At 70.2% G+C, this 19,658-nt stretch carries 19 protein-coding genes; 8 read left to right on the top strand and 11 right to left on the bottom strand.

The window, feature by feature from the left end; genetic code table 11:
- Positions 1-12 precede the first annotated feature (12 nt).
- On the top strand, positions 13-636 hold the full coding sequence (locus ACWEH3_RS23490) for a phosphoribosyltransferase (protein ID WP_450021151.1): 624 nt from the start codon (positions 13-15) through the stop codon (positions 634-636).
- On the opposite strand, the gene ACWEH3_RS23495 is transcribed toward ACWEH3_RS23490, so the two are convergent.
- From ACWEH3_RS23495 to ACWEH3_RS23515, 5 genes are read right to left on the bottom strand one after another with little or no spacing between them, the layout of a single operon-like run.
- Entirely contained in the window at positions 637-1,161 is a 525-nt protein-coding gene (locus ACWEH3_RS23495; protein WP_450021153.1) for a gamma carbonic anhydrase family protein, read from the bottom strand.
- A gap of 41 nt (positions 1,162-1,202) precedes the next feature.
- Positions 1,203-2,039, bottom strand: a complete 837-nt coding sequence (locus tag ACWEH3_RS23500; RefSeq protein WP_450021155.1) for an ESX secretion-associated protein EspG — start codon at positions 2,037-2,039, stop codon at positions 1,203-1,205.
- On the bottom strand, positions 2,021-3,325 hold the full coding sequence (locus tag ACWEH3_RS23505) for a WXG100 family type VII secretion target (RefSeq protein WP_452358385.1): 1,305 nt from the start codon (positions 3,323-3,325) through the stop codon (positions 2,021-2,023). The genes ACWEH3_RS23500 and ACWEH3_RS23505 overlap by 19 nt, the downstream gene beginning before the upstream one ends.
- The gene (locus ACWEH3_RS23510; protein WP_450025672.1) at positions 3,318-3,752 is read right to left on the bottom strand and encodes a hypothetical protein; all 435 of its coding nucleotides are present in this window, start codon (positions 3,750-3,752) and stop codon (positions 3,318-3,320) included. The genes ACWEH3_RS23505 and ACWEH3_RS23510 overlap by 8 nt, the downstream gene beginning before the upstream one ends.
- 33 nt (positions 3,753-3,785) lie before the next feature.
- Positions 3,786-4,499: an alpha/beta hydrolase gene (locus tag ACWEH3_RS23515; RefSeq protein ID WP_450025674.1), complete on the bottom strand. Its 714-nt coding sequence runs from the start codon at positions 4,497-4,499 to the stop codon at positions 3,786-3,788.
- A gap of 108 nt (positions 4,500-4,607) precedes the next feature.
- Between ACWEH3_RS23515 and ACWEH3_RS23520 the strand changes: the two genes are divergently transcribed.
- On the top strand, positions 4,608-5,519 hold the full coding sequence (locus tag ACWEH3_RS23520; protein ID WP_450025676.1) for an SMP-30/gluconolactonase/LRE family protein: 912 nt from the start codon (positions 4,608-4,610) through the stop codon (positions 5,517-5,519).
- A 304-nt stretch (positions 5,520-5,823) separates the two neighbouring features.
- On the opposite strand, the gene ACWEH3_RS23525 is transcribed toward ACWEH3_RS23520, so the two are convergent.
- A complete protein-coding gene (locus tag ACWEH3_RS23525; protein WP_450025678.1) occupies positions 5,824-6,804 on the bottom strand; it encodes a helix-turn-helix transcriptional regulator in 981 nt (326 codons plus the stop codon).
- 97 nt (positions 6,805-6,901) lie between these two features.
- Between ACWEH3_RS23525 and ACWEH3_RS23530 the strand changes: the two genes are divergently transcribed.
- The gene (locus tag ACWEH3_RS23530) at positions 6,902-8,041 is read left to right on the top strand and encodes an epoxide hydrolase family protein (protein ID WP_450025680.1); all 1,140 of its coding nucleotides are present in this window, start codon (positions 6,902-6,904) and stop codon (positions 8,039-8,041) included.
- A 209-nt stretch (positions 8,042-8,250) separates the two neighbouring features.
- Here ACWEH3_RS23530 and ACWEH3_RS23535 read toward each other — a convergent pair whose 3' ends face one another.
- The gene (locus ACWEH3_RS23535) at positions 8,251-8,961 is read right to left on the bottom strand and encodes a hypothetical protein (protein ID WP_450025682.1); all 711 of its coding nucleotides are present in this window, start codon (positions 8,959-8,961) and stop codon (positions 8,251-8,253) included.
- 204 nt (positions 8,962-9,165) lie between these two features.
- Here ACWEH3_RS23535 and ACWEH3_RS23540 point away from each other — a divergent pair, with 204 nt between their 5' ends.
- Both ACWEH3_RS23540 and ACWEH3_RS23545 read left to right on the top strand, forming a co-directional pair.
- Positions 9,166-10,338, top strand: a complete 1,173-nt coding sequence (locus ACWEH3_RS23540; protein ID WP_355077254.1) for an acyl-CoA dehydrogenase family protein — start codon at positions 9,166-9,168, stop codon at positions 10,336-10,338.
- Between the two features lie 9 nt (positions 10,339-10,347).
- Positions 10,348-11,472, top strand: a complete 1,125-nt coding sequence (locus tag ACWEH3_RS23545) for an acyl-CoA dehydrogenase family protein (protein WP_355077252.1) — start codon at positions 10,348-10,350, stop codon at positions 11,470-11,472.
- Positions 11,473-11,508: 36 nt separating this feature from the next.
- Here ACWEH3_RS23545 and ACWEH3_RS23550 read toward each other — a convergent pair whose 3' ends face one another.
- Positions 11,509-11,937, bottom strand: a complete 429-nt coding sequence (locus tag ACWEH3_RS23550; protein ID WP_450025684.1) for a hypothetical protein — start codon at positions 11,935-11,937, stop codon at positions 11,509-11,511.
- Positions 11,938-12,286: 349 nt separating this feature from the next.
- Between ACWEH3_RS23550 and ACWEH3_RS23555 the strand changes: the two genes are divergently transcribed.
- A complete protein-coding gene (locus ACWEH3_RS23555) occupies positions 12,287-12,517 on the top strand; it encodes a hypothetical protein (RefSeq protein ID WP_450025686.1) in 231 nt (76 codons plus the stop codon).
- An 84-nt stretch (positions 12,518-12,601) separates the two neighbouring features.
- On the top strand, positions 12,602-13,432 hold the full coding sequence (locus ACWEH3_RS23560; protein WP_450025688.1) for a GNAT family N-acetyltransferase: 831 nt from the start codon (positions 12,602-12,604) through the stop codon (positions 13,430-13,432).
- A 563-nt stretch (positions 13,433-13,995) separates the two neighbouring features.
- On the opposite strand, the gene ACWEH3_RS23565 is transcribed toward ACWEH3_RS23560, so the two are convergent.
- From ACWEH3_RS23565 to ACWEH3_RS23575, 3 genes are all read right to left on the bottom strand, one after another.
- Positions 13,996-15,600, bottom strand: a complete 1,605-nt coding sequence (locus ACWEH3_RS23565) for a serine/threonine-protein kinase (protein WP_450025690.1) — start codon at positions 15,598-15,600, stop codon at positions 13,996-13,998.
- Positions 15,601-15,603: 3 nt separating this feature from the next.
- Positions 15,604-17,412, bottom strand: a complete 1,809-nt coding sequence (locus ACWEH3_RS23570; RefSeq protein ID WP_450025692.1) for a protein kinase domain-containing protein — start codon at positions 17,410-17,412, stop codon at positions 15,604-15,606.
- Positions 17,413-17,537: 125 nt separating this feature from the next.
- On the bottom strand, positions 17,538-18,668 hold the full coding sequence (locus tag ACWEH3_RS23575) for a serine/threonine-protein kinase (protein WP_450025694.1): 1,131 nt from the start codon (positions 18,666-18,668) through the stop codon (positions 17,538-17,540).
- Positions 18,669-18,793: 125 nt separating this feature from the next.
- Between ACWEH3_RS23575 and ACWEH3_RS23580 the strand changes: the two genes are divergently transcribed.
- On the top strand, positions 18,794-19,564 hold the full coding sequence (locus ACWEH3_RS23580; protein WP_355077239.1) for a deoxyribonuclease IV: 771 nt from the start codon (positions 18,794-18,796) through the stop codon (positions 19,562-19,564).
- Positions 19,565-19,658: the final 94 nt, after the last annotated feature.

Below are 19,658 nucleotides of genomic sequence, written 5' to 3' on the forward strand. Positions count from 1 at the left end.
CGTTCGGAATCGATGGTCTACACCGATCGGACCTCGGCCGGTCACGCGCTGGGTGCGCATCTGGAACACCTACGCGCGTCGGACCCGTTGGTGCTCGGGCTGCCGCGCGGCGGAGTTCCGGTGGCCGCCGCGGTGCGCGAGGTGATCGGCGGTGACCTCGACATCCTGCTGGTCCGCAAGCTGGGTGTGCCGTGGCAGCCCGAGCTGGCGCTTGGCGCCATCGGGGAGGACGGCGTCCGGGTGCTCAATCAGGATGTCCTGGCGCACACCGGGATAACGCCCAAGAAGGTCGACTCGATCGAGGCGCGGGAGCGTGCCGAGCTGGAGCGGCGCAGGCAGGTGCTGCGCGGTGCGTCGCGGCCGATCCCGCTGACGGGGCGCACGGTGGTGATCGTCGACGACGGTATGGCGACCGGCGCCACGGTCGTGGCCGCCTGCCGGGTCGCGCGCCTGCACCGGCCCGAGCGCGTCGTCGCCGCCGTCCCCGTCTCCTCGACCGAGGCGATGCGCCGGGTCACCGACGAGGCCGACGAGGCGGTCTGCCCGTGGGTGCCGCGCTCGCTCGGCGGCGTCGGCGGCGCGTACCGCGATTTCCACCAGCTCGAGGACGCGGAGGTCACCGCGCTGCTGTGCTGATCAGATCTCGGTGATGCCCTTGCGGTGGCGCTGCGCCAGATCCGCGTAGAAACCCGGGTTGAGCCGCACCCACATCTGCGCCTGGGTGCCTTCGATCGGCCGTTTCACCTCGGCGGGGGAACCGGCGGCGAGCACGCCGTCGGGGATCTCCGCCCCCGGTGGCACCAGCGAGTGGGCGGCGATCATGCTGCCCGCCCCGATCTTGGCCAGGTCCAGCACCGTGGTCCCGTTGCCGACGATGGCCTCGGCGCCGACCGCGGCGCCGTGGAACACCACGCTGTGCGCGATCGTCGCGCCGGGCCCGATCTCCATCGGCACGTCCGGCGGCACGTGCAGCACCGCGTTGTCCTGGATGTTGGCGCGTTCCCGGATGACGATCGGCGCCAGGTCCGCGCGCAGCACCGCGCCGTACCAGATCGAGGCGCCCGCCTCGACCCGGACGTCGCCGATCAGGGTCGCCGTCGGCGCGACGAACGCGGTCGGGTCGACCTGCGGACGTTTGCCTTCGAATTCGTAGAGTGGCACTCATACACCGTAAATGGTCCCGTCGCGGGTAGGCGAGACGCTCAGCGCCCGGCGTAGGCCGTCGAGGTGCGCGCGGCCGCGGCGACGAGCGGTCGCAGCTGGGCGGCCAAACGCTCGGCGGTCACCGCGACGACGTCGACGTCCGTGCCGGTGCGCACCGCGTATCGGCCGTCGGCGACCACGTCGATCCAGCACAGCACGCCGAACGGGCGCGGTTCGCCCATGCCGCGGCGCGCGGAGACGACCATCTGGCCGATGCCTTCGCGCGGTTGCCGGAGCAGCTTGCGGATCCGGGACGGAATAGACGGACCCGCGACCGGAACGGTGACCAGGTTGCGGCTGTCCTCGCCGACCTGGGACAGGGGAGCGGTCAGGCGCGGCAGTATGCCGGGATTGTTCTCCGGGAGCATCGAGACGATCCGCGGGCACAGGGTTTTCGAGCCGCCCGCGAACAATCGCACGTCGCCGCCGCGATCGGGCGTCGCACCGGGGCGCTGCGCGGCGACCACCGCGATGTTCCCGGCGGCGGCGCCGAGGATGCGGATCGGCCGCGCCTCGGATTCCCGTCCGGTGTCGATTGCCGGTGGGCGTGGTCCACTGTGCTCGCGCGACGGCGGTTCGGGCGCCGCGTCACGTTGACCGAACACCTCGACGCGCAGGTCCGGCTGGGCGAGGATGCGCAGCGCCGCTTCCAGATCCGCGTCCAGCACCTGATCGCACCAGCGATCGAGCGCAGGAAGCTGCGCGGTGCGCTCCGCGGTGTCGCGCGCCGAAAGGCGCACGGCGAGTGGATAGGGAATGCGATCCCCATCGGTGCGTGACCAGGCCAGCGCGAACTGATCCGGGGTCAGCGTCCAGTTCACTCGTACTCGGTCCATTCGCCGAGCACGGGCGGGGTGGTCGGATCGAGCGACCCGATGAGTTCGCCGCCGTCGTCGGAGGGCTCGAGGAACGTGGGGAGATCATCGAGGTCGAACTCGTCGTCCTCGTCATCGATCGGCGCCAAGCGTGCGCTCGCGGCGTTCGCGGCCACGCTCGAACCGCCGCGCGGGGTGTCGACGGCGGCCACCGCACCACCCATCAGGCCACCCATCGCTCCGGCGGCGAGACCGGTGACCGCCGCGTCGGAGCTGTCGTCGTGCTTTCGCCGCTCGTCGCGCTTGCGCTGTTCTTCGGACGGAACCTGGCTGCCGACGCCGGGCACGGCGGGCAGCGTCGTCGGCTCGCTCGTCGCCGAGGCGGGCGCGGGCGCCGGGCCCGGCGACCCGGTGGCGGGCGGAGTGCGGAGGACGGCGGCGGCCGCAACCGTCGAGAGCGCCGCCGTGGCGGCGGGTGCGACTCGTGGCGCGGCCGGGGCCGGTGTCTCGTCCGCGACCGCGGTGCCGGGCGTCGGCACGGCGGCAGCGGACGTGGCGGGCGTCTCGGCGGCGGGTGTCGAATCAGTGGACGTCGCCGAGACGCTCTGCTCCACCGTGTGGATCGGCTTCGGCGCGTGCGTCCCGAGCGAAGTGGGCTGCGCGTCGGGTCCGACCTGGGTTGTCCCGACGATCTTGCTCGTCGGCGTGGCGGTGGGAGCCGGGGCGGCCGATTGATCCGATTCGTCGGGAAAGGCGGGCACGTCGGTGCCGGTGCGCACGAAAACCCCTGCGTAGATGTCGTTCATCGCGCGCACGACGTCCTGACGGGCGTGCTCGCTCGCCTTCTGCCCCTCCACATTGCTGGTCGCCCGGGACGGATCGAGCAGTGCCGCCCCCAGATCCGGTACGCCGGTGGACGGCTCGGTCACCGCGGCGCGCAGCGCCTCCGCCGCGTCGCTCGCCTGTCCGAGGCGCTGCGAGACGATCGCGAACACGTCGGCCAGGTCTTGGCCGCTCTGTTCGAATACGCGCACCACCGCGTCCGCGCTCTTGGCGGCGGAGCCGCGCCAGCCGTCGGCGATGGCCGCGCGAATCTCGGTGTGCGCCTGGAAGACCGCGTCGGCCAGGTGCGCCGCCGCGTCGCTCCACGCCTGCCGCCCATTCGCGAGCACGGCCGGGTTCAGCAACTGGACCTTGGCGTGGATCTCGTCGTGGGTGAGGTTGTCGAACACCTCGACGTTCGGCGCGTAGGCGGGATCGGTGCGCCGGTGGGTGGCCCGCTCACCGGCGCGCGGCATCTCACGCATGCGCGGCTCCCGTCACGTCGATCCGTTCGACCGCCTGCGCGAGCGCCTCGTCGGCCTGCTGGTAGACGGCGGCCGCGGCGCGGAAGGTCTGGGCGAGTTCTCGTGCGGCGGACGCGTATTCGTTCAGTCGCGTGATCGCGCTGTCGGCCTTGCGCTCGAAACCGGCGCGCAGCGCGTCGCCGGAGGCGAATCCGCCGAAGCCGGGCAACGCCGTGGCGGCGCTCAGGATGCGGATCTGCTCGTCGACCCGATCGGCGAGCAGCTCGTACTGGCGCGCGCACCGCTCGTGCGCGCCGTCGGCGACCAAGAGGCCGTCGATCCACAGCGAGCCGTCGTCTACCGCTCGGTTCAGCGCGGCGATGTCGACGCCGGGTGCGGTGACTTCTGCGAGCGGCTCTCCGCCGAACCCGTTCTCTTGCGATGGCATCTGCGCCGTCCCCCTTCCTCGTCCGAAGTGCGATTACGGATGTCGTGCCAACCCCACGACGACACCCTGCATCCAATCCGCGATGTCGGCAGTGACCCGCGCGTGCACCGGCTCGTGCAGCAGGTCGTGCCCGGCGTCGATGTACTCCCGTAAATCTACCGATTCGTGGCGGCTAGTCCAGACCCTGATCGCATCGATCGGCGCGCGCCGGTCGTCCACACCGTGCACCGCGAGCACCGGAAGACGCTGCGGCAGGGGCGTTCCCGGCGCGCCCGGCGCACCGCCGCCCAGCGCGCGTTTCGGGACGCCCGACAGCACCAGGCCCGCCAGCGCGTCCGAGGGCAGGGCGGGCCGCAGTGGATAGTTCCGGTCCAGCACCGTCGAACTCGTTGCGGCATCGGCCGACTCCGGCACGGCGGCCCCGAGCATGCCTAGCGCGGTCACCGCGCCGAGCGAGTGGCCCATCAGAATCAGCGGCCGGTCGCCACGAGCCAGCTCGACCAGCCGCACCGCGTCCGCCACCAGCTCGGCGAGCGTGCCCGGCCGTTCCGGATCGCCCTCGCTCAACCCGTGCCCGGCGGTGTCCAGCGCCCATACCTCACCGGCGGGGCGCAGACCGCGCGCGAAGCGGTGGTAGTGGCCGCTGTGCTGGCCGATTCCGGGCAGCAGGACCACGGTGTATCGCGGGTGTTCGATCGGCCACCGCCGATAGTGCATCCGGCCGCGCGCGCCGTCGAAGAATGGCATCCACCGATAGTGCCAAAGATCGTGTCGCGGGTGGGACCGCACGATTCCGCGCCGGAAACGGTTAAGATCCGCGGCGACTCATACCTACCGGAGCCCGAGGTGCCCGCGTTGCGAACTCTCCGCCGTCGAGGCGCCTTCCTCTTGTCCGCCGTGGCGCTGGCCTGCACCGGAGTGCTCGCGCCGGGCGCAGGCGCCGCGCCGTCCATCGCCGCCTGCGACCCCGCGGTGGCGGTCACGGCCGTCGCGGCGCGAGTGCCGGTCCTCGACTGGGCGGAGAACCTTGGCTACGACGCGCGGGGCAACCTGTGGGTATCGCGGCTCTACCGCAACGAGGTGCAGCGTTACGACCCCGCTGGCAACCTCACCGCGACTGTTCCGGTGGAGTTTCCCGGCGCGGTGCGGCTCGGTCCCGACGGCCTGCTGTACGTGGTCTACGGTGACGCGCCGGTCAGCGTCGTCCGTCCCGGCGGCGTGCTCCGATTCGATCCGGCGGCGGCCGTGCCGAAGCCGGAGGTCTTCGTCTCCGGCTTCACGATGCCCAACGGCGCGGCGTTCGACCCGAGCGGCAATCTGTACGTCGCGACCCTCTCCGGCGTGATCAAGGTCCGTCCCGACGCCTCCCTCGACACCGAGTGGGCGGCGCCGCTGGCCGGACTGGCCGCCAACGGCGCGATCGTGCACGACGGCGTGCTCTACGTGACCGCCAACGGCGGCCCGCTCGGCCGGATCGTTCGCGTCCCGCTCGACGCGCCCGCGTCCCGCAGCACCGTCGCCGACCTGTCCGCACAACTGGCCGGTCTCCCGGATTTCGCCGACGATCTTCTGGCCGATCCGAGCGGCATCCTCTACGTCACCACCCTCACCGGCCAATTGATCCGCGTCGATCCGACTACCGGCGTCACCTGCGCCGTGCTCAACGGCCAGCCGCTCACCGCGGTCGCGGCCGTCCCCGGCCGTCCGGGCGAATTGACGGCGAGCACGGAATCCGGCGCTCTCCTCCGCATTCAGCTCTCTCGCTGAGGTCGAGCCGCCGTCGTCGGGATTCACAGCTTCGGCGCTGTCCCGGTTCGTCCGCACGCAAAGCCGAGTGGAGCGGCGTCCACCTCCACGTCGATCGGTGGCACCGTGTCGGCGGGCCCGGCGATCCGGCCGCGCGGGCATCCCGCCGCAGGGCTAGGAGGGCCGCGTGTCCACGAGCCGGCACCGAACGCGCGGTCCACACACCGCGGCGAGGGGAAATATCCTGTCCGGCAGGGGTTTTGGTTACGCCTCGCTTGTGCGATTGGCCGGTGATGCTGTCGTCGGGAAGCGGGAACCGGCGCGCTCAGGTAACCGGGCCGTGCTGCGGGTCGATCGCGCGCTCGGCTCGGTCAGCGATGGCCCGCAGCTGGGCGATGAGTTCCGGAGGCTCGTGGACTTCGAAGTCCGCCCCCAGCGCGAGCAGCCGGTGAGCCAACCATTCCGGCGCGTCGTCGCGCCGGGCGTCGATCCGGCAGGTGTCCGGGTCGATCGCGACGACATCGCCGGGGCTTTCACCCAGCCGCCCCGTAACCCGGTCGGCGGAGGTGTGGATGGTCACTCGGACCCGGAAGGACGGTGTGCCCCAGTCGGCGCGGCGGCCCGCGACGTAGGCGGCGGCATCGGCGGCGGGTAGCGGACGCGGCGTGAAGCGGGCGGCGGTGGGCTGCGGACGGTCGATCCGGTCGACGCGGTAGACCCGCCAGCCGGCCCGATCCAGGTCGTAGCCGACCAGATACCAGCGCCGCCGGGCGGGCACGAGGCCGACCGGCTCGGTGTTGCGCCTGGTCTCGGCGCCCGCCTCGTCGCGGTAGGCGAAACGCACCCGCTCCCGGTTGGTCACGGTCGCCGCGAGCGTGGCGAGCACCTCGGGGTCGGCCGTGGGCCCGTCGACGGTGGGCGGGGTCAGCGCGACGGCGAGTACCCGCACCCTGCGTCGCAACTTCGCGGGCAGTACCTGCTCCACCTTGGCCAGCGCCCGGACCGACGCCTCCTCGATCCCGGCCACCGCGGACCCGGCGGCGGCCCGCAACCCGACCGCGATGGCGACGGCCTCGTCGTCCTCGACCAGTAGCGGCGGCATCGCCGTGCCCGCCGCGAGGCGGTATCCGCCCGCGGCGCCGAGCGTCGCGGTCACCGGATAGCCGAGTTCGCGCAGCCGATCGATGTCGCGGCGCACCGTGCGGTCGGTGACACCGAGGCGTTCGGCCAATTCGCTGCCCGGCCATTCCCGTGGCGTCTGGAGCAGCGACAGCAGGCGAAGCAGTCGGGCGGGAGTGTCGTTCACGAATCAGATGATGCCGGAAATCTAGGACGTTATCGGTCCTAGATGCTGCTTAACGTCATCGCTGTACCGCAGCACCGACCGCCGAGGAGGCGTACCGATGACCACCGCCATTCGCCCGTTCCGCATCGAGATTCCGCAGTCCGACCTGGACGACCTGCACGACCGGCTCGCTCGCACCCGTTGGGCCGCCCAGCTGCCGGGCACGGGCTGGGAGCGCGGCGTGCCGGTGGACTATCTTCGCGAGCTGGCCGAGTACTGGCGGACCGGATTCGACTGGCGGGCACAGGAAGCGGCGCTGAACGAGTTTCCGCAGTTCAAGACGCGCATCGAGGGGCTCGACGTGCACTTCCTGCATGTGCGTTCACCGGAACCGGACGCGACGCCGCTGATCCTCACCCATGGCTGGCCGAACTCGTTCGCCGAATTCGCGGGGACCATCGGCCCGCTCGCCGATCCGCGTGCGCACGGACTCGACCCCGCGCAGGCCTTCCACGTCGTGGTGCCCTCGGTGCCGGGCTTCGGCTTCTCCGACGGGCCGCGCGAGCCAGGCATGACACCGGCGAAAGTGGCCGATATGTGGCTGACCCTGCTGGAGCGGCTCGGCTACCGGCGCTTCGGCGCACAGGGTGGCGATCTCGGCGCCTACGTCGCGCCGGAACTCGCCATCGCCGCGCCGGACCGGGTGATCGGCGTGCACCTCGACGGCGGGATCGGCATGCCCACCGAAGCGGACGTGCCCACCATGACGCCGGACGAGCGTGCCGAGTGGGAGCTCATGCAGCAGTGGATGACCGGCGGCGTGGACCACCACGTCCTGCTGCGCCCCGCCCCACAGACCTTCGCCCACGCGTGGACCGATTCACCGGTGGGCCTGCTCGCCTGGCTGATGCAGAAGTTCACCGAGTTCGCCCCGCTGGCCGACCGGGTGGAGGACGTGATCAGCCGCGATCAGCTGCTGACCAACGTCAGCCTGTACTGGTTCACCGGCACCGCGGCCTCGTCGTCCTGGCCGATGTACAACGGCCTCGGCGACGGCGGGTTCACCTGGCCGAAGGGACAGAAAGCGGTGCCGACCGGCACGTACGGCGGCGGCTCCGCGCTGATGCGGCGGCTCGCCGAGCGCGACAACACCATCGTGCACTGGCCGGAGGGCAACACGGGAAACCACTTCATCGCGATGGAACGGCCGGACGCGCACGTCGCCGACATCCGCGCGTTCTTCGCCGCCGTCCGATAGGGAGAGGCACCTGCCCGGCACCCGGTCGGTTCGGCGATGAGTGGAGCAGCCGGTGCCCGGTTGCTCCACGGTGGCGGGAGTCCATGCGGCGCATTGGGCCGTCCTGGCCGTTCGATCACCGACGCGACGGCGCGGTCGCATCGAGCGGCCGGGCCTCGGCCGGTCGGGGGCCGGGCACGACGGTCGGCCGACGTCTCGATGAAACGTTTCTACGGGGTGGGTTCGCCGCCGGAGCCGCTCGGCGCGGGCTGAGCAGGGGCGGGGTTGGGCGCAGGAGCCGCGGGCGGCGGAGGCGGGTTGTCCGGCACCGTGAAGAGTCCCACGGTGGGAGTCATCACACAGTGGGCGAACGGGTAGTCGATGATGCCCCACATCGAAGCGAGCACCGTGCCGGGTCCGCTGCGGACCGTCTTGGACAGCGTGGGCTGGCGGTACTCGGTCACGTCGTCGAGCGGGTCGATGCCGCTGGCGCCGGTGTTCACGTTCACCCAGGCGACCACGAGCCCGGACGCCAGGGGGGCGCCGGGGTGCGAAGGAGTCGCGCTGAACCGCAGCTCGCCGGGATCCACGTTCAGGTCACGGCCGTTGCCGGTCCCCTCGGTTGTCGCGGCGGCGATGATCGTGGTGATCGGGCCGTTGCTGCCGCAGCCGAAGGTGGGCGCGGCGTAGGAGAACGGGGTGAACACGCTGGAGACCTCGCGCAGGTGCGCGGCGTCGATCAAGCCCGCGTAGCGCGTGAGCGCGGCGATGCCCTCCTGTGCGGACGGGTCGGCCCCCGCGATGTCGGTCAGATGGGCCAGGCCGGTGTCCACCGGCGCCTGGGTCCGCTCGGCGGTGGCGGGCGCGGAGAAGGTGAGAATCGCGCCGATGCCGAGGGATGCCGCGGCGGCCGCGGCGCGTGCGATGGTCCTGCCGTTCACTCGTTCTCCTCGATACCGAACCCTGTGGGCCCCCGGCCCACCTGCAGCAACGTACCAGCTCGCGACGGTCGCCGTCCCGGGGAGCGGTGCGGAATCCGACGTCGCGAACGGCGAGTGTGTCCCGCACCTGTGATCCAGTCGACAGGGGAGGATTACCGGGGGGTAGTTTGGACTCGGACGTACGAGACACGCAGGGAGATGCGTATGAAACTATCCTTGTCCCCCGACGACGTCGCCTTCCGCGACGAACTGCGCAAGTTCTATCGGACCGAGATCCCGGCCGACATTCGCGAGCGCGTCCGGGACGGCCGTGAGCTGACCCGCGACGACATCGTCACCGCGCACAAGATCCTCAACGACCATGGCCTCGCGGTGCCCAATTGGCCCGTGGAGTGGGGCGGCAAGGATTGGACGCCGATGCAGCGCCACATCTGGCAGGACGAGATGCAGCTGGCCTCGGTGCCGGAGCCGCTGACGTTCAACGCGCAGATGGTCGGCCCGGTGATCGCCCACTTCGGCTCGCAGGAGCTGAAGGAGCGGTTCCTGCCGCCAACCGCGGCACTGGACATCTGGTGGTGCCAGGGCTTCTCCGAGCCGGACGCGGGCTCCGACCTGGCGTCGCTGCGCACGACGGCGGTCCGCGACGGTGATTCCTACATCGTCAACGGCCAGAAGATCTGGACCACGCTGGCCCAGTACGCGGACTGGATCTTCTGCCTGGTCCGCACCGACCCGAGCGCGGCGAAGAAGCAGGCGGGCATCTCCTTCCTGCTGTTCGACGTGAAGTCGCCCGGTGTCACCATCCGCCCGATCAAGCTGATCGACGGCGGGTACGAAGTGAACGAGGTCTTCTTCGAGAACGTCCGGGTACCCGCCGATCAGCTGGTCGGCGCGGAGAACATGGGCTGGACCTACGCGAAGTTCCTGCTCGGCAACGAGCGCACCGGCATCACCGGCGTCGGCCGCACCAAGGTCAAGATCGGCGTGGCGAAGCAGTACGCGGCGAAGATCAAGTCGGGCAACGGCACGCTGCTGGAGGACCCGGTGTTCGCGGCGCGGATCGCCGAACTGGAGAACGAGCTGCTCGCGCTGGAGCTCACCCAGTTGCGGGTGGTCTCCAATTCCTCCGACGGCAAGCCGAATCCGGCCTCTTCGGTGCTGAAGCTGCGCGGTTCGGAACTCCAGCAGGCCGCCACCGAGCTGCTGCTGGACATCGCCGGACCGGACGCCATCCCGGTGGGCGCGGACGACATCGCCTCGCCCGGCTGGGCGCAGCGCAGCGGCCCCTCCTACCTGAACTACCGCAAGACAACCATCTACGGAGGCTCCAGCGAGGTGCAGCGCACCATCATCGCCTCCACGATCCTCGGATTGTGAGGCGCAACCATGGATTTCGATCTCACCGATGAACAGGTCATGCTCCGCGACACGGTCCGTGACCTGCTCGCGCGCAACTACGACGCCGAATCACGGCTGAAGGTGGTCGACTCCGAACTTGGCTGGAGCCGCGACGTGTGGCGCCAGCTCGCCGAACTGGGCGTGCTCGGCCTGAGTTTCACCGAGGAGGACGGCGGCGTCGGCGCCGGTCCGGTGGAGACCATGGTCGTGCTCGAGGAGGTGGGCCGCAGGCTCGCGCCGGAACCGATCCTGGACGCGGTGCTGGTCCCCGGTGGCCTGGTCGCCGCGGCGGGCAGCGCCGAACAGCGGCAGCGAATCCTGCCCGAGGTGGCCTCGGGTGCGAAGCTGCTTGCCTTCGCCCATGCCGAGCCCGGGGTGCGCTGGCCGGCCGCCGAACTGGCGACCACCGCCACGGCGCAGGGCGATTCGTACACGCTGACCGGCGTGAAGAACCCCGTCGCGCACGGCGACAGCGCCGACGAACTCGTGGTCAGCGCCGCGCTGCCCGAGGGTGGCGTCGGTCTGTTCCTGGTCGCGCCGGACGCGACGGGTGTGGTCCGCAAGTCCTACCGCACGGTGGACGGCCAGCGCGGCGCCCAGGTCGAGCTGACCGACGCGCCCGCCGAGCGGCTCGGCGCGGCGGACGCGACCGAGGCCATCGAGTCGGTGCTGACCCACGCGCAGGCGAGCCTGTGCGCGGAGTCGGTCGGCGCGATGGAAGAGGCGTTGCGACTGACCACCGACTACCTCAAGCAGCGCAAGCAGTTCGGTGTCACGCTGTCGAAGTTCCAGACGCTCACGCAGCGAGCGGCCAACATGTACGTCTCGCTGGAACTGGCGCGCAGCATGAGCCTGTACGCCACGGCGTCGCTGGCCGACGGGGCCGACGATCCGGTAATCGCGTCGCGCGCACGGCTGCAGGTCGGCCGCGCGGCCCGCCACATCGGGCAGGAGGCGATCCAGATGCACGGTGGCATCGGCGTGACCGCGGAGTATCCGGTGAGCCATTACGTGGCCCGGCTGACCGCGATCGAGCGCACCCTCGGTAGCGGCCTCGAGCATCTGCGGGTGCTCAGCTCGCGGGTCGGCGACTACGAGTTGCCCGAACTGTAAGGAGTGCCGCGGTGGTGCGTTTCGCGCACCACCGCGTCATTCGTCGTCTCGGGGCGTCGTCCGCAGTTGGTTGGGCGCTTCGTCCGTCGAGTCGCTCGCCGGCGCTCGCGCGGCTGTCGGCCTCGGCTCCTCGGGGGGCGCCGCCTGCGTGGTGTCGTCGTGCGGATTTCCCGGGGACGGCTCGGCGGTGGTGCTGCTCATGAAGCCCGAAAACGGGGTGGGGTGCCGCTGGTCGGCCGGTGCGATCCGCCAGCTGGGCGACGGCGGGATGACGACCTTGGGGGTCGTCGAGCCGGTGGTGTTCTCGTGGACAACGGGTTCGGCGTACTCGCCTGCCTTGAGCGGCGGAGGCGGCACGTAGGTGTCGTGCTTACCGACGCCACAGGCGCCGATCAGGACGAGCCCGATGGAAACCGCTCCTACGGCGATCGCCGGACCGGCGATCTTGGCCCTGCTGCTTTCCAACGGTGACGCTCCTCGGTGTGTATCGAGTGGACTCACCTTACTCGAGGCCGGTCGGTCCGGCGAGGCGAGTGGTCGCTGGGTATGCGCCGGACGGCGCATTTAAAACAGTTCTGATTCAGATATCGAATTGGTCTCTTCGGCGTGTCGTGGGCACGTGTCGCTATCTTCCGGCGTCCCGGAGTCGTAGCGTGTGTGAGCAAAGTTACGCGTGAGACGCCGGTTTAAGGATGAGAGACACGTTGTGTGAGAACGTGATTGTGGTTCTCTGACCGGCGTCATCGAGGAGTAGATGATGGGAGCTTACTCGACAGCGTCGCGGCGTGGTTCGTCCCGCGCCGCAGAAGATGCCGTGTCGGCAACGGCACAGCATCCCGCGTCGAACCAGCAGGGCCGCTCGCTGTCCACGATCGTGTCGCGGACGCTCGCCTGGCTGATCTTCATCGGCGGACTCGTCGGGGCGGTGCTCGGCATCGCCGGACTGCACGTCGAAATCACCGTCGCCGGACTCATTCTCGCCTGCACCGCGGGACTGGTTCTGCTCAAACTCCGCGCGGGTGGCGGCGAAGCGGACTCACCGTAAACCGGCCGGTCGGCCGCCTACAGGCCCGGCGACGGGCGTGAAAAACGAAGGCGCGCAAGATTTCAGGCGCCTACCGTGATCTGTATGAGGATCGAGATCACCACCGACGCCGCCGAGTTCCGCTCGGTCGCGGGGGCGTTCCTGCTCCGCGATCCGCTGCGGCACACCGTGCTCACCACGAGCGTCGCCAACCATGTCACGGGCATGGATGCCCCGGCTGAGCCATCGCGATTTCTTACCGTCCACGGCGAGGATGCCGCGGTGGTAGGCGCGGCCATGCGCGTGGGCGGTCGCGACGTGTATCTCGGCGCGCTACCGCCCGACGGCATTCCCGCGGTGACTCGCGCGCTGGCCGAGGTCGTCCCCGACAGCGCGGGCGTCGAGGGCGTCGTCGCGGACGCGACCGATTTCGCCCAGCACTGGTGTGGACTGCTGGGGAGAGATTTCCAGCAGTCGTACCGCACCCGGCTGCACCGGCTCGGCGCGCTGCGGGTCCCGGACGTAGCCGGAGCGCCACGCCGCGCCCGGGAATCCGACGTCGCCCTGTGCGGGGACTGGCTCGCGGCCATGCGCGCGGAGGCCGGCATGGCGTCCGGATTGGACGAGGCCGCGATCCGGCGCCGCGTCGAAGCGGGCCGGTGGTGGCTGTGGGAACGCGACGGGCAACCGGTCAGTCTTGCCGCGCATCAGATCCCGATCCAGGGCTGGTCGCGGATCGGACCGGTCTACACCCCGCCGGACGCCCGCGGACACGGGTACGCCAGCGCGGTGACCGCGCACGTCGCGAAGCAGCTGCGAGCCCAGAACCTGGAGGTCTGCCTCTTCGCCGACATCGGCAACACCACGGCCAACCGAATTTACCGGGCGATCGGCTTCCACCCGACCCACGAATTCGCGCACTACGTCTTCGAGTAGCCCGCCTGGACGCTGCGCAGGGCGGCGGTGAACCAGGCGAACACCGGCGTCAGGCTCGGCGGCGCGGGCCAGCCGTTGATCACCGCGAGCAACCGCCAGTTCCACCCACGCGGCCACCTGCTCGGGTGCGGGATCGTCGGGCAGGTCCGGCAGCGCGGTGCGCAGCAACTCGGCGAGTTCCGGGTTGGCGTCCAGTCCGCCGAAGGTCGCCTCCACGAAATCCTCGATCAGTCGATGACGTTCGGCAGCCGACAGGGTGACGAGCTTGTGCATGAGATCCAACTCCTGTGGGGTCGAGCCCTGCCCGGCCACCGCGCGCAGAACCGCTCGTCGCTGACGCAGGATCCGGATCTGGGTGTCGAGTGCGTCGGCGTGCGCCGCGGCGACCTCCGACAGCGCGAGCTCGTGGGTGAGCACGCGCCGGACGGTGGCCAGGTCGAGTCCGAGAGCGCGCAGCGTCCGCACCAGATCCAGTTCCGCCAGCGCGCGGACGTCGTGGAGGCGGTAGCCGGAGGGGCTGATTTCGGTGGGCAGGACGACGCGCGTCTCCCCCTGGGGGAAACTCAATTCAGCGGCGCGGATTTCCACCAATTCATGAACTCGGCTTCGGTGGCGATGAATCCGGCGCTGTACATCAGCATGGCGGCCCTGCCCGGGTCCGCGGAAAAGGCGGTGACCATTCGCGGCCGCAGGTTCCGACTGTCGCGCAGGGTGTAATTCGTGTAGCTGTGCCCGCTGTTGTTGGTGGCGGACGCGCGGTCGTTGGCCGGTAACGCCGCTAGCGCGGCCTGCGCGTCGGCCGGGGAGCCATAGAGGTAGAAGTCGAAAGACGCCTTGTTCGGCCCGCCGAAGCAGCTCCACATCACCAGCCAGGGGCCGAAATCCGGGTCCTCGTGGTCGCGCGTCGTCGCGGAATCCGGCGCGTGGGCGAAACAGCCCGCCTTGTTGTACCCGGTTCCGGAGTGGACCAGGCGCTGGGCGGAGGTTTCCGGAAGCATGTCCGGGAACGCGGCGCTCAGCTCGGCCGCGCGGGCGCCGATGGTGGCACGGTCGGCGGTGGCCGAGACGCTCGTCGTCGGGCGCAGGGTGGTCGGCGGCGGGGTGGCATCGGTGTTTCGCGTGGCCACCGTGGTGGTCGATGCAGCGGAGCCGGATGAGGTGTCGTGAAACGATGGCGCGGCGAGCGCAGCGGCCAAGCCCAGCGCCAGCATCAGACCTATCACGGCCTCCAGCCGCGCTCTCCGCCGGGGACGCCGCTGTGGACGAAGGCCCCCGCCTGCGCTGGGGAGCGGTGATCCCGCGTGCAGCGGAGGGTGACTCGGTGGGGGCCACGCCGCGGGCGCGGTCAGCGCTTGCCACGCGGCTGCGGCGAATTCGCCGCACGAGTCGAAGCGACCGGCCGCGTGCTTGGCCATCGCTTTGGCCAGCACGCCGTCCAGCGCCTCCGGCAATCCGGGTCGCAGTCTGCTGATCGCGGGCGGCGGTGCGTTGAGATGCCCCTGGATCACCGCGACCGGGTTGGTGGCGTCGAACGGCACCGTGCCGGTCAGCAACCGGAACAGCGTGCAGGCCAGCGAATACTGGTCGGCGCGGTGATCCAGCGGCGCACCGGACAATTGCTCCGGCGCGGCGTAGGCCAGGGTGGCGGTGAAGGTGCCGGTCTGGGTGAGCCGTCCGGTGTCGTCCCGGAACCGGGCGATGCCGAAGTCGGAGAGGAAGACCCGCTCCTGGTCTCCCTCGACGCGCTCCAGCAGAATGTTCGCCGGTTTCACGTCGCGGTGCAGCACGCCGCGGCTGTGCGCGAAGTCCAGCGCTTTGGCCGTTTCGGCGATGATCTGCACCGCCCGTGGCGGCGGCAACGTCCACGCGTTCAGCGCCGCGGCGTCGGTGCCGTCGATGTAGCGCATGCAGATCCACGGCTGGTCGCCCTCGACGCCGCGATCGAACACCGTGACGATGTTCGGGTGATCCAGCCGTGCGACGAGGTCCGCCTCCCGCTCGAAGCGGGTGCGGGACTCGGTGTCGTCGAACAGGTCCGGGTTCAACAGCTTCATCGCCGTCAACCGGGGCAGCCGCGGATGCCGGGCCAGGTACACCGATCCCATCCCGCCGCGGCCGAGCAGGCGTTCGATGGTGTACCCCGCGAAGACTTCGCCGGTGTGCGGCATCGGTCAGTTCAGTGGAGCCGAGCGCCACCAGCGCAGCAGCTCGTCGACGGTGGTGTGGGAGAAGCCGTCGGTGTACATGAGGTACTGGGTCCGATCGGGATCGCCGGTGAACGCGGTGACCATCTTGGCGCCGTCGTCGACGTACTTGTAATTGGTGTAGGACTTTCCGCCATTGGTGTCGGTGGACTTGGCGGCCGACGAGGGCAGGCCCTTCAGCACCGCCTGCACATCGGCGGGGGTCTTGTAGACGTAGATCCGGTAGTACGGATCCTCGTTGTTGCCGCCCTTGAAGCAGCGCCACTGCGCGGCCCAGTCACCGAAGTCCGGTTCGCCCTTGGACGGCGACGGCGGCGAGCTCGGCGAGGCCAGCCAGCATTCGGCGCCGTTGTATCCGACCTCCTCGGACTTGGAGGCGGGCACCATCCGCGGGAACTCCGCGCTGACCGACTCCGGGGTAGCGTCGACGAGATTCGGCTTCACCGCCGATGTGGTCGTGGTGCTCGCGTTGCTCGACCCCGAATCGGAGACGGCGCCGATGATGCCGAGCACCACCACGATCAACACGACCACGCCCACCACCAGGCCGATGATCAGGCCGGTGTTCTTCTTGGGCGGCGGCGCGGCCGAGTGGTGCACGTGCGCGCCGTGCGGTGGGGCGAAGGTGGAATACCCGGCCTGTTGCTGGGGATACGGGTTGGCGACCGTCGGCTGGGGCGCGGGACCGGTGTGCGGCCGCGAGTTCACCACCGGCGTGGGTGGCGGAGTCGCGGGCGACGCCGAGGCGAGCGCGTTCGGCCCGCTGGTTTGCGGGGTGTGCACCTGGTGTCCCGGGCCGCTGACGTAGTGACCTTGCGCAGCCGGATACGGCGATCCCGTGGTGGGGATCTGCGGCCCGGTGGTCGGGCGCGGCCCCGCCGTGGGGTGCTGCGGCCCGGTGGCCGGGCGGGGACCGCCCACCACCGGCATCGACGGCGCGCTGGAACCGGTCAGCGCCTGCCTGGCGGCCGCGGCGAATTCCGCGCAGCTGCCGTACCTGTCGTCGGGTCGCTTGGCCATCGCCTTGGCCAGCACGCCGTCCAGCGCGAAGGGCAGGCCCGGCCGGACGCTGCTCAGCGCGGGCGGCGTGCCCTGCAGATGCCCTTGGATGACCGCGGCGGGGTTCGTCGCGGAGAACGGGCCGGTGCCGGTGAACAACCAGAACAGCGAGCAGGCCAGCGAATACTGATCGGAACGGTGATCGAGCGACGCGCCGGTGAGCTGTTCGGGCGAGGCGTAGGCCAGCGTTGCCGTGAAGGTGCCGGTCTGGGTGAGATGACCGGTGTCGTCGCGCAGCCGCGCGATGCCGAAGTCGGTGAGATACACCCGCTCACCGCGACCGGCGCCGGAGCGGGCCAGCAGGATGTTGGCTGGTTTCACGTCACGGTGCAGCACCCCGTTGCCGTGCGCGTAGTCCAGCGCGTCGGCGGTCTCCTTGATGATCTGCACCGCGCGTTCGGGCGGCAGCGACTTCGGTTCCACCGAGGCGGCGTCGATGCCGTCGACGTACTGCATCGAAATCCACAGCTGCTCGTCCTCGAGCCCGCGGTCGTAGACCGTGACGATGTTCGGGTGATCGAGCTGGGCGACCAGATCCGCCTCCCGTTCGAACCGCGCCCGCACCTCCTTGTCGAAGAACATCTCCCGATTCAGCAGCTTCAGTGCGGTCATCCGCGGCAGCCGCGGATGTTTCGCCAGATAGACCGAGCCCATGCCACCGCGGCCGAGTTGCCGCTCGATGACATAGCCGGCGAAAACGTCACCGCTGGCCAGCATGACTGCTCCACTTCCCGCCGCCCGCCGGGACCCACCGGCGAACAGGCGTACAGCAAAAGAACGCGTGGCCGGAGATGGGCCCGACCACGGAAAACATCGAAACCATAGCAGTAGTCGCGCCTCACCTATCGCTCGTCGAGCGTGCTGCGGCGCGGGCGATCGACATGCGTCGGACCGCCCGGCGGAGGCCGGGGGTCCGGAGGTTGCTGGTGCGGTCGCACCGCCGAGCCCGGGCGCATGGGCAAGTTCGGCAACTCGATCAGGCCGGGATGCGCCGGGCGGCGCGGCGGCAGGAAACTCGGGGACGGTCGAGGGGTTTCCCGCGGCCTCGGTAGGTGCTGCGGCGCGGCCGCGTGGTACGTCGGCGCGGTCGGATACCCGTCGGGATGAATGCCGTGCGGCGCCGTCCGATGCCCGGCCTGCTGTTCGGACAGGGCGGATTTCGCGGCGGCGGCGAACTCGGCGCAACTGTTGAAGCGATCCTCTGGCCGCTTGGCCATCGCACGCGCCAGCACCGGGTCCAGCGCGGGCGGCAGTCCGGGACGTGTGCGGCTGAGCACCGGGATCGGCGCGTACAGATGGCTGTTCACCACAGCCGCCGGGTTGGCGCCGGGATACGGCGGCGCTCCCGTGAGCATCCAGAACAGCGTGCACGCCAGCGAATACTGATCGGCACGGTCGTCCAGCGGCCTGCCGATCAGCTGTTCCGGGGCGCCGAAGGCGAGTGTCGCGGTGATCGTGCCGGACGAGCCGATCGTGCTCTCCGCGCCGCGGATGCCCGCGATCCCGAAATCGGTGAGCAGCACCCGTTCTGGTTGACCGATCGGCGCCTTGGCCAGCAGGATGTTGGCCGGTTTTACATCGCGGTGCAGCACCTGGTTCGCATGCGCGAAATCCAGCGCCGCGGCGGTGTCGGCCGCGATCCGCACCGCGCGCCACGGAGCGAGCACGTCGACGTCCGCGCAGGAGGCGTCCGCGCCGGGCACGTACTGCATCGAGATCCACAGCTGCCGGTCCTCGGCGCCGCGATCGAACACCGTGACGATGTTCGGGTGATCGAGCCGTGCCACCAGATCGGCCTCGCGTTCGAAGCGGCGGCGGATGTCGGTGTCGGCGTACAGTTCGCGTTTGAGCAGCTTCAATGCCGTCAGGCGGGGCAGCCGAGGATGCTGGGCCAGGTACACCGTGCCCATGCCGCCATGGCCGAGGACGCGTTTGACGACGTAGCCCGCGAAGATTTCGCCGGTCTGCAACACCTGTACACCCCCTTGTCGAGTCGAGCGCGCGGACACTACCCCATGTATCTCGATGAGCCATCGGGATGCAACACCTCGCGGCGCACCCTCGATTGTCGTCGGTAGCAGCCAGTACTGTGACCCGCATGCGCATTGGAGCACACGTCCGGCTCGACAGCGACCCGATCGGCTTCGGGGAGAAACTCGGCGCCGACGTCATCCAGATGTTCGTGGTCGATCCGCAGAGCTGGGACAAACCCACCCCGCATCCGCGGACCGAGGAGATTCTCGCCAGCCCGATCGAGGTCGTGGTGCACTCCTCTTATCAGATCAACGTCGCCAGCCTGAACAACCGCCTGCGCATGCCCTCGCGCAACGCGGTGGCCCAGCAGGCGAAGGCGGCCGCCGAACTCGGCGCGTTCGGTCTGGTGGTACACGGCGGGCACGTGCGTTCCGACGCCGAGTTGGAGACCGGAATCGACAATTGGCGCAAACTGTTCGAGCGTCAGCAGGACAAAGGCGGCTTCGCGGTGCCGATCCTGATCGAGAACACCGCGGGCGGCAATCACGCCATGGCCAGGCATTTCGATTCCATCGCCCGGCTGTGGGACGCGGTCGGCGAGTACGGCGCCGGCTTCTGCCTTGACACCTGCCACGCCTGGGCGGGCGGCGAGGAGCTGATCGGCGTCGTCGACCGGATCAAGGCGATCACCGGCCGGATCGACCTGGTCCACTTGAACTCCTCGCGCGACGAATTCGACTCCGGCGCCGACCGGCACGCCAACTTCGCCGACGGCACCATCGACCCGCAATTGCTCGCCGAGGTGTGCCGCACGGCGGACGCGCCGGTCGTGCTGGAGACTCCGGCGGACGGCCTCGCGGAGGACTTGGCGTACTTGCGCGAGCACTGTGTCTGATTTGCAGCGCCTGTGGCGCTGCGTGTTCGCGGCCCGTCTCGCGACCGAGCGACCGAGACTCGCGACTGCGTCGCATGCGCTTCGGTCACTCGGC

It is taken from the genome of Nocardia sp. NPDC004718 (assembly GCF_053601535.1).

What these genes read in the sequence shown, in the direction of transcription:
- ACWEH3_RS23490 (WP_450021151.1), top strand. Translation starts at nt 13, where the DNA reads ATGGTCTACACCGATCGGACCTCGGCCGGTCACGCGCTGGGTGCGCAT.
- ACWEH3_RS23500 (WP_450021155.1), bottom strand. Translation starts at nt 2,039, where the DNA reads ATGGACCGAGTACGAGTGAACTGGACGCTGACCCCGGATCAGTTCGCG.
- ACWEH3_RS23505 (WP_452358385.1), bottom strand. Translation starts at nt 3,325, where the DNA reads ATGCGTGAGATGCCGCGCGCCGGTGAGCGGGCCACCCACCGGCGCACC.
- ACWEH3_RS23510 (WP_450025672.1), bottom strand. Translation starts at nt 3,752, where the DNA reads ATGCCATCGCAAGAGAACGGGTTCGGCGGAGAGCCGCTCGCAGAAGTC.
- ACWEH3_RS23515 (WP_450025674.1), bottom strand. Translation starts at nt 4,499, where the DNA reads ATGCCATTCTTCGACGGCGCGCGCGGCCGGATGCACTATCGGCGGTGG.
- ACWEH3_RS23530 (WP_450025680.1), top strand. Translation starts at nt 6,902, where the DNA reads ATGACCACCGCCATTCGCCCGTTCCGCATCGAGATTCCGCAGTCCGAC.
- ACWEH3_RS23540 (WP_355077254.1), top strand. Translation starts at nt 9,166, where the DNA reads ATGAAACTATCCTTGTCCCCCGACGACGTCGCCTTCCGCGACGAACTG.
- ACWEH3_RS23545 (WP_355077252.1), top strand. Translation starts at nt 10,348, where the DNA reads ATGGATTTCGATCTCACCGATGAACAGGTCATGCTCCGCGACACGGTC.
- ACWEH3_RS23560 (WP_450025688.1), top strand. Translation starts at nt 12,602, where the DNA reads ATGAGGATCGAGATCACCACCGACGCCGCCGAGTTCCGCTCGGTCGCG.
- ACWEH3_RS23565 (WP_450025690.1), bottom strand. Translation starts at nt 15,600, where the DNA reads ATGCCGCACACCGGCGAAGTCTTCGCGGGGTACACCATCGAACGCCTG.
- ACWEH3_RS23570 (WP_450025692.1), bottom strand. Translation starts at nt 17,412, where the DNA reads ATGCTGGCCAGCGGTGACGTTTTCGCCGGCTATGTCATCGAGCGGCAA.
- ACWEH3_RS23580 (WP_355077239.1), top strand. Translation starts at nt 18,794, where the DNA reads ATGCGCATTGGAGCACACGTCCGGCTCGACAGCGACCCGATCGGCTTC.